Annotated in this window: 13 protein-coding genes; all 13 read right to left on the bottom strand. The window is 29.1% G+C overall.

The window, feature by feature from the left end; genetic code table 11:
* Positions 1 to 18: 18 nt before the first annotated feature.
* Positions 19 to 1,188 carry a PLP-dependent aspartate aminotransferase family protein gene (locus ABGT36_RS00180; protein ID WP_296881747.1) on the bottom strand — a complete coding sequence of 390 codons (1,170 nt, stop codon included), beginning with the start codon at positions 1,186 to 1,188 and terminating at the stop codon, positions 19 to 21.
* Between the two features lie 154 nt (positions 1,189 to 1,342).
* Positions 1,343 to 3,553 carry a glycoside hydrolase family 3 N-terminal domain-containing protein gene (locus tag ABGT36_RS00175; protein ID WP_346676366.1) on the bottom strand — a complete coding sequence of 737 codons (2,211 nt, stop codon included), beginning with the start codon at positions 3,551 to 3,553 and terminating at the stop codon, positions 1,343 to 1,345.
* An 18-nt stretch (positions 3,554 to 3,571) separates the two neighbouring features.
* Entirely contained in the window at positions 3,572 to 4,333 is a 762-nt protein-coding gene (locus ABGT36_RS00170; protein ID WP_087302014.1) for a MurR/RpiR family transcriptional regulator, read from the bottom strand.
* Between the two features lie 43 nt (positions 4,334 to 4,376).
* On the bottom strand, positions 4,377 to 7,031 hold the full coding sequence (locus ABGT36_RS00165) for a glycoside hydrolase family 38 C-terminal domain-containing protein (RefSeq protein WP_346676365.1): 2,655 nt from the start codon (positions 7,029 to 7,031) through the stop codon (positions 4,377 to 4,379).
* Positions 7,015 to 8,355, bottom strand: coding sequence for a PTS sugar transporter subunit IIC (locus ABGT36_RS00160; RefSeq protein WP_087302010.1), 1,341 nt, complete (start codon positions 8,353 to 8,355; stop codon positions 7,015 to 7,017). The genes ABGT36_RS00165 and ABGT36_RS00160 overlap by 17 nt, the downstream gene beginning before the upstream one ends.
* A gap of 154 nt (positions 8,356 to 8,509) precedes the next feature.
* On the bottom strand, positions 8,510 to 9,775 hold the full coding sequence (locus ABGT36_RS00155; RefSeq protein WP_087373626.1) for a glycoside hydrolase family 125 protein: 1,266 nt from the start codon (positions 9,773 to 9,775) through the stop codon (positions 8,510 to 8,512).
* Positions 9,776 to 9,988: 213 nt separating this feature from the next.
* On the bottom strand, positions 9,989 to 11,155 hold the full coding sequence (locus ABGT36_RS00150) for an iron-containing alcohol dehydrogenase (protein WP_346676364.1): 1,167 nt from the start codon (positions 11,153 to 11,155) through the stop codon (positions 9,989 to 9,991).
* A 198-nt stretch (positions 11,156 to 11,353) separates the two neighbouring features.
* Entirely contained in the window at positions 11,354 to 11,722 is a 369-nt protein-coding gene (locus ABGT36_RS00145) for a hypothetical protein (RefSeq protein ID WP_346676363.1), read from the bottom strand.
* The gene (locus ABGT36_RS00140; protein WP_346676362.1) at positions 11,719 to 11,955 is read right to left on the bottom strand and encodes a hypothetical protein; all 237 of its coding nucleotides are present in this window, start codon (positions 11,953 to 11,955) and stop codon (positions 11,719 to 11,721) included. Before ABGT36_RS00140 ends, ABGT36_RS00145 begins: the two co-directional genes overlap by 4 nt.
* 197 nt (positions 11,956 to 12,152) lie before the next feature.
* Positions 12,153 to 12,755, bottom strand: coding sequence for a GNAT family N-acetyltransferase (locus ABGT36_RS00135; RefSeq protein ID WP_300630000.1), 603 nt, complete (start codon positions 12,753 to 12,755; stop codon positions 12,153 to 12,155).
* A gap of 11 nt (positions 12,756 to 12,766) precedes the next feature.
* Positions 12,767 to 13,078: an HAD hydrolase family protein gene (locus ABGT36_RS00130; protein WP_346676361.1), complete on the bottom strand. Its 312-nt coding sequence runs from the start codon at positions 13,076 to 13,078 to the stop codon at positions 12,767 to 12,769.
* Positions 13,071 to 13,538, bottom strand: a complete 468-nt coding sequence (locus ABGT36_RS00125; protein WP_346676360.1) for a hypothetical protein — start codon at positions 13,536 to 13,538, stop codon at positions 13,071 to 13,073. The genes ABGT36_RS00130 and ABGT36_RS00125 overlap by 8 nt, the downstream gene beginning before the upstream one ends.
* 15 nt (positions 13,539 to 13,553) lie before the next feature.
* Positions 13,554 to 14,075, bottom strand: a complete 522-nt coding sequence (locus tag ABGT36_RS00120) for a hypothetical protein (RefSeq protein ID WP_346676359.1) — start codon at positions 14,073 to 14,075, stop codon at positions 13,554 to 13,556.
* Positions 14,076 to 14,097 lie beyond the last annotated feature (22 nt).

The following is a 14,097-nucleotide window of genomic DNA, read 5'->3' as shown; positions in this document are numbered from 1 at the left end:
ATAACATGTTTTTACTATTTATTGACCATTATATGCTTTTTCAAGTGCTTGTAAAAAGTCATCAATTAATAATTGGCTATCTTCAAGCCCTAAATATACCCTAATATGACCTAACGCTAAACCACGTTGTTTTAATTCTTCAACATTATTACCTTTATATACTGGCATAGCTAGACTTTCAAAACCACCCCAGCTATATGCAAGAGTAAAATGTTTTAAAGAATCCATAAATCTTTCAATAATTTCTGGTGTAGCATCTTTTAATACAATCCCTAATAAACTACCATAACCTTTTAAATAACGATCAGCTAATTCTTTTTGGTGTGAATCACCAGCATAAGGATGATAAATTTTTTCAATTTTATCATGATTTTTTAAAGTATCAATTACTTTTTTGACTGTTTCGCTTTGTGATTTAATACGCACTGGTAAGGTTCTTAAACCTCTAATCGCTAACCAGGCATTAATAGGTGTCATTGTTGCTCCTAGTAAGATAGTTGCAAAATTATCAATCTTTTCCATTAAAGATTCATTAGTAATAACAACTCCCCCAACAATATCACTATGTCCACCGATATATTTTGAACAAGAATGAATAACTACATCAATTCCATGAGCTAATGGGTTTTGTAACAATGGGGTAGCCCAAGTATTATCGATTACAGTATAAATCCCTTTTTCTTTAGCAACATCAGCAATCATTTCTAAATCAAGCATTTCAAATTTTTGTGATGAAGGACTTTCAAAATAAATCATTTTAGTATTATCTTTAATATATTTAAAGATTTCTTTAGTATCTGATACATCGATTTTAGTGCTTTCAACACCAAATTTTTCTAATCGTTGAATCAATTTAACAGAAGAACCATAAACAGTATTAACAATAATGATATGGTCATTTTGTTTTACTAAACTTAAAATAGTCCCTGAAATTGCACCCATCCCTGAAGCAAATGCGCGAGCTTTTTGTCCACCTTCTAATTTAGCAACCTTATCTTCTAAAATTTTAATAGTTGGATTATCACCTCGAGTATAAGTGTAGGCAAACTCACCATTAGCATTAACATCTACATAATGTTGGAAATTTTTGAACTTGAAATTTGAAGTTTGTACTATTTCAGGAGCTACTGGATAATATTCATAACCACCATCTTCCAATTCTAAGCAGATATTTTTATCATCATACATTTTTTTATTTTCTCCTTTACCTAATATTATTAACAACTATATCATACCATATTACAACAATTAAAAACCCCAAATTATTGAGTTTTTTATTAGTTATCATTTATTTCTAACTTTTATAAAAAAGCATTATTATCTAAACTAAAAAGGAGCTATTTTAAAGCTCCTTAGATACAACCACTTTAAATTCTTGATAGTTTTGACTATCTTGTCCAACACAAACAAGAACTTCACCTGGCTCAACTGTAAAATTCATAAACTCATCCCATAAAGCAAAATCTTCATATGTAAGAGTTATTTCAACATTTGTTTTAGATGATTTAGGAACAAATACTTTTTTAAATCCTTTTAACTCTAAAACTCTAACAACAATTGAGGCATTTAAGTGTTTTAAATATACTTGAACCACATCTTTACCATCGTTGTTACTTAAATTACAAACATCTAAAGAAATTGTAAAACCTTCTTTTTTTAACTGCTGTAAACTAATTTTACTAGGCATGTTTATATTTTTATAAACAAAATCAGAATAACTTAAACCATATCCAAATGGTAATAATGGTCCTGGTGCTAAATCAACATAATCTTTTTGAGCGCCATTATATTTATGATTATAATAACATGGTAATGCTCCTACATGACGTGGTAAAGACACTGTTAAATGACCGCTTGGATTATAGTCACCAAACAAGACATCACTGATACCATCACCACCACGAGCCCCAGGATAAAAACCTGCAAGGACTGCTTTAGAATATTTTAAAACCTGATCAATTACATGAGGTCTACCTTGAATTAAAACAGTAACAATATTAGGATTAACTTTACTAACTTCTTTTAATAACTTATTTTGATAACCTTCTAATTCTAATGAAGCTAAATCAATATTTTCACCACAATTCATTTCGTTATGCTCCTGTATTTTTAAAGCCCCATTATTTTCAAAAGCATTTTCATATAAGCGAGTACTATTACCCCCTAATACTAAAACAACTACATCAGCTTCTTTAGCTATTTTTAATGTTTCATCAAGATTTTCAAATTGCTTAAGCCGAGTTGTACATCCTAAAGCATAAGCTGGTTTATACTTAGTTTTTTTAGCAATCCCTTGTAAAACAGTAACAATATCCTTTTCTTCTTGATAAGCGGTATAATCACCTAATTGATTTAAATAATTATTTGCATTAGGACCAATAACAGCAATTTTTTTATCCTTAGATAGTGGCAAAATATCATTTTCATTTTTTAGTAATGTTTGACATTCTCTAGCACATTCAAGTAATAAGTCACCACTTTCAGGTAAAGAAATATTTTTAGACTCGTTAAAAAGACCTAGTTTTTCTTTTAGTTTTAAAACTCTAATAACAGCCTCATCTAACTCTTTTTCTTGCAGATAACCTTGTTTAATAGCCTCTTCTAATTTTAAATAAACTTGATCCCAAAGGCTTAAATCAACCCCAGCCTTTAATGCTTTACTAGCCATTTGTAAAGGATTATTATTCATCAATAACAGACGATCTAAAGCACAGCCATCAGCCATTACAATTCCTTTAAAATCATATTCTTTTCTTAATATATCACTAAGAAGATTTTTATTAACATGACAAGGAATACCATCAATTTCATTATAAGCAGCCATGACCGCTTTAGCTTGAGTTTTACTAGCCGATTGAACTGGTGGTAAATGAATTTCTCGAAGTTCACGCATCCCAATATTAGCAGCATCGGAATTATGTCCACCCACACTAGCACCTTGTCCACATAGATGTTTAACAACAACTCCAACACCATTATCTTCTTTTTGAAAACCAGTAACTGCTGCTTTAACCATTTGACTTGTTAAAAAGGGGTCTTCACTAAAACATTCTTCACTACGTCCCCAGCGAGGATCTCTTAAAACATCAAAACCAGTAAATAACGCTAAGTTTCCACCTTTAGCTGCTAACTCCTGGCTAACATTTTGACTTACTCGTTCCATTAAATCAACATCCCAAGTCATTCCCATTGCTAGTTGAGTTGGAAATACTGCACTTTTTAAAGCCATGTGACCATGAACACATTCTTCACTAATTAAAGCTGGTATTTTAAAACGAGAATGATCTTTGATGTATTCTTGAATCATTGTAATAACTTTAAAACTATCTTCTCTACTAATTCCGTTATCTTTGTCGATTTTAGACCAGGCATCAGCGCGCATGATTCCATAAATAGCTCCAACACCGCCAAATTCTTTAACATGATTTTTAAAAGTATCTGTTAATTCATAGTGATCATCAACTTTTTGATAACATTGCCAGCCATATAAATGTTGATTTAACTGACCGACTTTTTCTTTTATTGTCATTTGCTCTACAATTTTTTCTACCATTTCTATCTTCCTGCTTATCTATAAATATCTTTTATTATATAAATATTGATTAACTATTTCTCTTAATAAATATTCAATCGCCAAATGAATATGTAAACGGGAATCAATATCATATCCTTCATCTTCTGAAACTGAAACATTGATTACATAATCTGATAGTCTAGTCATTGGCGCAGCCTTTTTTTCAGTAATCAGCAATATTTTACAACCACTAAGTTTGGCATTTTTCATCGCATCAAGGATTGATTCCGTTGCGCCACTGCGCGAAAGTACAATAACAAAGTCATCCTTGGTAAGATTATTAGCTTCTAAATATAAAAACCAGCTATCATCAGGATAAATTGTTCTAATTCCATATAAACTTAATTTAACTGCTAATATTTTAGCTACATATTTATTCATTCCTGATGAACAAATAAGAACACTTTTAGCATTAACAATATCTTTAACGGCATCATCAATATCGACACTTCTAAGCATTGTCATAGTATCACGGATTTCTTTTTCCATTGTATCTAAAGCGTCTTTACTAGATTTTTTATAAACAAATTCATCTTGACGCTGATATAAAAGATCATAGCGAAAATCCATAAATGATTTATAATTTAGTTTTTTTACCATTCTAAAAATAGTAGTTGTTGATACATTTAATGCATCGGCAAGTGAGGATATTGTTAGACTGGGTTCTAAATTTTCAAAAGTTAATAATTTTTGAAATGACTCAATTTCTAATTCTGTTAAGTTATTACCATACTTCTGAAAGTTTTTGATTAAACTCATCCTTGGGTACCATCCTTTCATGTGAAAATAGAGTAGAAAAAATCTACTCTATTATAACAGTAATGAAAGTATTTGCCATAATGTTTTTAATTAAAATTTGACCGTTTTCATTTTCTAACTTTTCAAGTTTCTCTTCTTGAACATTAGCCAAATAACACTGCTTATCTTTAGATAATGTAAGAATTACCTCTGCAACATCGTCATCACGATTATTTAAGATTCGAACAACTGATCCATTACCTTGTTCACATTTTTTATAAGCCATCAATTCAACTCTTGGATCTAATTTGAAAATACTATTACACCAAGCTAAGTTATCATTTTTATGACGACTAATATCATTTAAATAACGACTTTGTACTGGCGTATTTAAAACTTCAGCATTTCTAATCAAATCACTCATTTGATCAGCTTTTCCTAAAAAGATTGAGTATTCACTAGTAATTGATTTATCTAATAGTTGTGAAGATGGAGTATCCATTCGATATCCAGAAGATCTACCTGGTCTAATTAATAAATCAGCTTTTCCAAATTTACCAACACTTCTAAGTAATGTTAAACATAGACGTTGGTTAGCTTCAACTTCATATTCTAAAGGACCTTTACTAATTAATGCCATAATTGAATTTTGGTGATTCAATTTAACAAAACGTTGCATTGCATAAATTGGTAAAACGTATTCTGTTGCACCATCTTCTAAACTTTTTTGATTTCCAATTACATTATCTCTAATTATTGTTCCAAATTGATCTTGACTACAGTTTTGTAAAGATTCATATAAATCATCAAAAGTAACTCGTACGATGTGATCTGATGAATGATTTTCAACTGTTGTTTTAAAATCAATTGTTTGACTATTAGCTTTTAAAGAAACATCACTAATTATATTTAATTCTTTTAATTCAGCAACTCGATGATGATCAACAACCTTTTCAGGAACCATTGTCTTATATACAAGTCGATATTTGACTTCAATTGGAGATGATTCAATTAAGGTAATAGTTGGTTTAGTTTCGTTAAGACAAATTTCTTGATCATCAACACATGGTGAATAATTATATTCATCACCATCATCACCTTTTTCAACAAAAGTATTTAAATTACGATATGTTTCGTTAGTGATTTTGTTTGTTGCAGTAACTGTTCCATTAGCTTCTATCTTAATTTTTAAATATTTATTTTCAGCTCCGTTTTCAAAAACAGTTACATCACCATCAATATTATTTTCGGTTGTTTCATTAAAGCATACTTTTAATATTTCATAACCCATTGCTGGTAAAAATGAAGTAGCTATTTTTAGTTGAACTTTAAATTTAGTTCCTTCTAATACTTCTCCAGAATCATGGAAATTTTCCATTCCATTATAATATTCAATATCGTGACAAGTATCAATTATTTCATTTGTCAATTGATAAGGCACAATTGAACCATCTTGTCTTTTTAAAACAAAGTCTTTATTTTTAACGATCATACTAACAAAAGCATAATCATTTCTTTGATATGGTAAGGTATTAAATAAAACTAAAATATCTTCATTTTCTTTTAGTGAACTTAAATCTGTTTTTTCAGCTAAATATCTAAAATTCATCCAGATTAGTTCATTTAAACCATGTCGTAAATTTAATAAACGATTTTCAACTGTATGATTGATACTATCAGGTGATGAACTATAAATTGAATCATGGAATTGATTTTTGAAAATTATCTTCCAGAAATAATTAACTAGTTCTTGATCACAGTAACCACCTAATGCTCGAGTAATCCCAATCATTGGTTCAACAACTTTAGCCATCATTGTTTCATAATAACGCATGGCATTTTTGATATCAATTCTAGTTGAAGTAATTCCAGCATGAATTCTTCCTAAAGCGGCACTACGAGCCTCTCCTTCATAAACATTTAATTGATGATTATTGTTTTTAGCTGCTTGTAACAATGTATCTAAATAATCTTCTGGATTATTCATTTGACAGTTATAACCATCTTTTTTTAATTGTTCAATTGTCTTTGAGGCATGTCTTCTTGGAAAAGCGTAATCACTACCAAGCATGAATAATACTTCTTGATCTTGATAACGAGCTTTTAATTTAGGAATGAAATTTTCCATATCCTTTTTTACTTCCTGATAATCTTCAGGGAAACCACGATAATGTCCATAACCCAAGGCAAAATGAACTGCTGGTAAAACAGTATTGCCATTTCCTTTCCATAAAAACAATGAATCATCTAAACATTCGTAATCAAAACCACGCCAAGCATAGACACCTTTCATTCCTAATTCTTTAAATAAATAAGGTGTAACTTTGTTTTGACCAAAAGCGTCCGGTACCCAGCCAACATTCATACAATGTCCTAATGAGCTAGCATATTTTGAACCTACTAATAAATTTCTAATTAGGGCTTCACCAGAAGGAATAATCATATCTGGCTGGACATACCATGGACCAATCAATAATTTTCTTTCACTAACTAGTTTACTAATTTTTTCTTTTTGATATGGTTTAATAGCTAAATAATCTTCTAAAGCTGCTGTTTGACCATCAAATGTAAAACATTCCATCTTACTGTCATTTTCCAGCATATCGATTAATCGATCAAAAAAGTATACTAATTTAATTCTTGAAGCGTCTGTTGAACGAAGCCATTCACGATCCCAATGAACATGAGGGATAAAATGTATTCTACTCAAGAACAACACCTTCACTCTCTGCTTCAATACTATTTTGTTTAATTTGTAGTTTTACAAATGGATAATATAAAATTAAATCAATAATAAATAGTACTATACATAAAACAACCGGACTCATTGTAAAGGCACCAAGTACCCATGCATTAACAAAAATTGGTTCAACCCCAGAGTTCAATACAACTAAATGGTTTACTAAGCCCCAAGATGTTGCAAAGTAACCGATAATTGCATTAACAACTGGTACAAATACAAATGGAATAAACATAATTGGATTTAATACGATAGGTAATCCAAATGTTACTGGTTCATTAATACCAAATAATCCTGGAATAATTGCAACTTTTCCAATTGATCTTTCGGCAGAACCTTTTTTACCTAATACTAATAATAAGACAACTAAAGCTAATGTTGATCCAGAACCACCAATCATAGCGTAAACATTACATAATGTATTTGGTGCTACTTCTGTAATTTTATCAAAAGATCCTGTTTCCACAAAAATTTGAATGTGTTCATAGAAAATTGGCATCCATAATACTGAAATTAGACCCCACATGATTGAAAAACCATGAACTCCAAAGAACCATAATAATTGCATAATAATAATTACTAAAATAACAGCTGGTAATCCAGTACCAATTCCGTTTAATGGTGTAATAATAAATTGTGTAAATAATTCTTGTAGTGATGCAAATCCACATGAAGTTACAATCTCTTTAATTCCTGAAAAAACAACCATGATTACAAAAAATGGAATAATTGATAAAAATGAACTCAATACCATTGGTGGAACTTGTCCAGGTAATTTAATTGTATATTTTGAATTAACTAAATGATAATATAAGTATGCAGATGCTAATCCAATAACCATTCCTGTAAACATCCCTTCATAATTGAAGAAGTTAATTTGGAATGCAGTAATAGTTGAATCACCAACATCAATTGCATTTGGAATAGTAGCAATATAAGCAATTAATGATACAACACAAGCAACTAAAGGAACACATTTATCACCTTTTTTATTTCCTTTGAGTTGAGTAGCATAATTATAAGAAGAAGCTAATACAACAACTAAACCAGTAAGCCCCATTGCTACTGTATTAATATTAGCGAATGTATCAACAATACTTCCAAAAATACCATCTAATGATATTCCCCATTCACCACACCAGTAATTGGCTTGTTGACTAATTAGTCCTGCTAAAGAACCAACAACTGTAAATGGGCTGGTTAAAATACAAGCGTCTTTAATCGCATTTAATAATTTGTTTGCGGTAATTTTATTAGAAAACGGCATTAGATATTTTTCTAATAATGACATAATAAATTTCATTTTCTTATTTTCCTCCCTTTGACAACTACAAGTATATAAAAAGCGCTTTCAGATTTGAATTACAGAACTGGTAATATTTTTTCTAAAGATCAAATAAAAAAAGAAGGAGTTTATCCTTCTTGAAAAATTATACTGATTTTTCACATATAAACAATTATTTAAGACATGTTTTAATAATCAATTCTGCAAATAATGAATTAGCCCAGCAAAACCACTCTCTAGTATACTTGCTATCATCGTTTACATCAAAACTTTCATGACAATATCCAGTATTACCGGTATTATTTACAATCATTGAAATAAGTTCATTAATTTCATCAGGATCATTAGAAGTTAATGCCTGCATAGTAAGTGCTATTGGCCAAACATATTCTTTCCAAGTATGGGGTGAACCAATTCCTTTTGCCAGTTTTCCTTGATAATAATATGGATTATCTTTACTTAAAATAAATTTACGAGTATTTTGATATATTTCATCATCAATATCAGTATATTCTAGATAAGGAATTGAAAGTAAACTAGGAACGTTAGCATCATCCATTAGCACATGATTACCATATCCATCAGTTTCATAAGCATAAATTTTACCATATTTAGGATGTAAGTAAGTCCCAAATAATTCAATTCCATAATCGATTTGAAATTTTAAATCAATAATTCTTTCCTTTAAATATTGATCATGGTATATTTCATCAACAATTTGCTCTAAGTATCCTAAAACAACACTACAAAACATATTACCAGGAATATTATAATTTAAAGCACAAGCATCATCACTTGGTCTAAAAGCACTCCATGTCATTCCCGTATAACGGGTATCAAAACCATGACCATGATTTTGTAATGTTTCTGTTTTTCTTAGATTCCATTTTTTAGCCATATCTCTTTCAAATGTATATGATGATTTTTGACTATGATATTGTTCTGTTTCAATTGTATCTAAGAAAACATTAATAAAATGTAAGTATGTTTGATCGAAAATAGAAGCATCATTACACTGACGATAATATTGATAGGCTAATTTGATTGGATAACATAATGAGTCAACTTCATATTTTCTTTCCCATACATATGGTTTCATGATAGTAGTATCATGATATTCTCTTATAGTATCTTCAGTGTTTAAAAAAGCATTAGCATAAGGATCTAATAAAACATAATCGATTTGGGCCTTAATCAATCCTTTGATTTTTAATCTTAGATCTTCATCATCATTAATATAGTCTAGATAATGATTTACCTGACAGCTAGAATCACGTAGCCACATAGCATTAATATCACCAGTGATAATATAAGTTTTATCACCTTCAACTTTCATACTTGTTTCTATTGTTGATAGAAAACATTTTTTAAACATTTCTTTTAACTTTTCATCTTTAATAACTGTATCTGCTTTTTCTAATAATGTTTGTATATTCATAATTACCTCCATTTTCTACCTTACCACTTATTTTATTTATGTCTATTTCTAGTAAAGTAAATTTTTTTCAGCTTATAATATATATAATTATATAGTTAAAGATACTTTGTTATCAAGATAAGCAGGCTTTTCTTTTGTTGTAAATATAATAAAAAGATATCCCAATTATTTTAGGATATCTTTTTATATAGTTGTGTTATTCAATTTATAGTTTTACATACTTTCTTTTAATATTTCAACAATTTCATCATGTGTTAAAACTTTATAACCGCCTTGGTTGATAAATGTACCATCAGCGATACCTTCAAGCATGTCTTCTTTTACTCCTAAATCAGTAAGATTCATTACTAAGCCGATTTCATTCATCCATGCTTCCATTGCATCTAAACCGGCATTAGCAATTTCTAAATCAGTTTTTCCTTCAGGATTTACATTCCAAACATTAATTGCATAACGTTTAAATTTTGGTAAACCAGCTTCCATAATATGATGATAATATGCCATTGATACTGCTGCCAATGTCATACCATGAGTAGCATCAGTATAGGCACCTACAGATTGTCCAATCATATGAACCATCCAATCAGTTGCTTTACCTTTAGCAATCAATGTGTTTAAAGCCCATGTTGCAATCCACATAATATTGCTTCGTGCTTCATAGTTTTCTGGATCTTTAATAGTTACTTTAGAACTATTGATTAATGATTTTAATAAACCTTCAGCAATATAATCTGAAGTATTATCATCATCACCAGAGAAATATTGTTCTAAGATATGTGACATAATATCATAGAAACCAGCTACCATTTGATATCTTGGTAGAGTATATGTGAAAGTTGGATTTAAAATTGAAAATTTAGGGAAAACATTGTCACCAAAAACATGTCCAATTTTTAATTTAGTTTCATGATTTGTAATAACAGCACCACCGTTCATTTCTGAACCAGTTCCAACCATTGTTAATACACAACCAACAGGAATAATTTTGTTATCAACATCTTCCATTCTTAAATAATATTTGTCCCAAGGATCTTCTTCACAATATGCTGATACAGAAACAGCTTTAGAATAATCACATACTGAACCGCCACCAACAGCTAAGATCAAATCAACGTTATTTTCTTTTGCAATTTTACATCCTTCGTATAATTTTTCTACCGTTGGATTTGGCATTACACCACTATCTTCAAAAATATTTTTGTTATTGGCTTTTAAAATATTTACAACCTGATCATAAATACCATTTTTCTTAATTGATCCACCACCGTAGACCAGCATAACATTATCACCATATTTAGCTAATTCCTGATTTAAAAAATCTAAAGAATTTTCTCCAAAATACAATTTTGTTGGATTAGAATATTCAAAATTACCTAACATTTCTATCACTCCTTCGATTAATATTTTAGCTTCTTTAAACCAAAATAGCCAATACTTATCTTTTATAGATTGTTATACCTAAAAAGCATTAATTAAAGCTACTTGTTTTTAAATTTCAAGTTCTATATAAAAAAGAAGATTATCCCAAACCTTCTTTTACCCATAAATTATATAAATAAAATCAATAATTACTCAAAATTATTTTAATCCTTTTACAAAAGGAATTAAACAAAGTAACACTACAATTCCTACGATACCAACACAAATACCAACAATCATGTCACTCCATACCATTGCCATACACATTCCTACACCAAATAATAATGCACCGACAATACCTATTAATGTTGCTAAAATAGTTTTACCAGATAACTTAATTGGACTTTTATTTTCCATCTTACGCCAAATTAAAATCATAATTAATAAAACAACTAAACCGACAACTCCCATAACAATTCCTGGTTGAAAAGCATTCCATTCTGGAATCATAGTCATACAAGCCCCTAGTGCAAATAAAATACCTCCAATAATACCTAAAATCATTGCAACAAAATTACTTTTTTTCATAACTTATTTGACACTACCTTTTTATTTTCTTTTTTTAGCTCTTTGTTTTTTTCTTGATTAAGTCTTACTTTAGCTTCATCTACTGATTCTCCATCTTTAGTTAAATAATTTTCAACAAAGCGATCAGATATTTTATTAAATCCATCAACGAAGCCATTTTCAATTTTTTTATAATCACTAACAACTTCATCAGCAATCTTTTCATTTACCTTAACTAATTTTGATTTAGCCATCTTTTATACCTCCTTTGTTTTGACAGGTATAAAATATCATTGAATTATTTATGAATAATTTATAATTTGTTTCTAAAATGTTAAAATCATCAAATTATTGCATTGTAACTAAAAAATTATTTGTGCAATAAAAAAAGAACCTGTTTCTTTTACATCCTTAGAATCAAGTTCTTTATTTATATTATTTAATATCTATATTAAATATTTTCTTCAATATAATGATTTGGATACATATCCCAATATTTTTTAAATACCCTTTTTTCATTACCATCTAAATTAATCTGATACATTCTAAATACTACCAAAATATCTTTAGGTTGCCATTGTTCTTCATATGAATACATATATTTCATGCCACATTTTTGCATAACTTTACCACTGCCAATATTTCTTTGATCACAAGTTGCATGAATATAAGCAAAACCATCTTCTTTTAATTGTTTTAACATTGCAAGACTTACTTCACTTGCAATCCCTTTTTTCCAATAATCTCGATGAATTCCATAACCTAAATCACCACATTTTTCTTCTAAATCAATATCAGTAACATCTGCGTATCCAACTACTTTATGACTATCTTTAGCTTCAATAGCGTAAAAATAAGAAACCTCTTTTTGATATTCTGGATAAACTCTATCTTCTAAAAATCTTTTAGTATCATCTGCTGTTTTACTGACAAACCATGGTAAATATGTATTTACTACTTCATCTTTTAATATTTCATGTAAATCATTAATATCATTATCATTAAACTTTCTCAATATAAATCTTTCTGTTTCTATTCTAGGACTATTTTGCATAAATTTACCTCCTAAACTTTAATATTTTTAGTCAAAACACCTAATTGTACTAATGCATAACTAACACCATCATGTTTGGCATCTTTAGAAACATAAGTAACTTTATCGATTAAATGCTTAGCTGCAGTACCAATCAAAACACTATTGCCAGCAGCTAATAACATTTCTTCATCATTATTACTATCTCCAAAAGCATAACTATTAGCTTTATCGATATTAAAATATTCTAATAACTTGTTCATTGCTTTTCCTTTAGAATATCCTTTTAATACTACCTCTGTTTCATCTTCATTTCTTATAATAAAATCAAAGTATTTATCCATTTCTTTTCTCCCTATTATAGTCTGTATATAAATCAAATAATTTTAATATTCCTAAATAATGCAAACCATCAAGTCCATCTTCTAACGGGTTAGTTGACTTTTCAAGATTAATTAAATAGCGTTTGCTTAAAGATTTACTAACTCCTTCTTTAATTTTAGTTAGTGATAGATTATTATCTTTTTTCATTGCGATAATTATCTTTTCAGGATCAATCGTTACCGCTACAGCTACTAAAATTAAAACAAACATATCCTCTAAAACCTCTTTAGCTGGTTTACTAGCAATCACCTCATTAATTGTTTGATTTTGATATGGTAATAATCCTAGCTCACCTGAAAATGATTGATGACCTTTGATTATATTCCCTTCAACATAATAAGCACTTCCAATCCCAGTTTCACTCATATAAATATACGCTAAATTATTACAAGATTGTTTGGCCTTAATTGACATCATCATACTATTAACATCATTTTAAATTATAATTGGTATCGTCGTTCTCTTTTTTAAATTTAGAGCAATTTCATGTTTTGTCATATACTCACCATGATCTGTATAAAAACATTCATCTTGAATAACTCCACTTGAAGCAATACTAATACAATTAACTACATATTTTTCCGTTATAGTGATAATAATATTTTCTAATTCTTCATTAAGTGAACAGACTATATGTTTATGAAAAATAGTATTATCTAAAATATCTTTCAATTTTAAATCTACAGTTCCTTCATCAACAAATACGGATAAGATTTGAAAATGTTCTTTAGAAAAAGTATATCGTCCTGGACATCTACCCCCACTAGATTGATCTACATTTTGCAAAGTTAGTATTCCTTTATTTTCTAAACTTTTTAAAATACTTCTTACTGAAGATTGTGAAAATGATGTTTGAGCAACTAACTCGGCCATTGTTGCATTATTTAATTGATACAAATTTTTTAATAATTCAATGCTGTTCATTTTTTTTATATCTTCGGATTTATACGTCATCATTATCACCTCTAACTTTTATTTA

The sequence above is a fragment of the Erysipelatoclostridium sp. An173 genome, assembly GCF_963931465.1.
GTDB classification, from domain to species: domain Bacteria; phylum Bacillota_I; class Bacilli_A; order Erysipelotrichales; family Coprobacillaceae; genus Thomasclavelia; species Thomasclavelia merdavium.
Note: the sequence above shows the minus strand (reverse complement) of the source record. Positions and strands in the feature narration are given on the sequence as shown.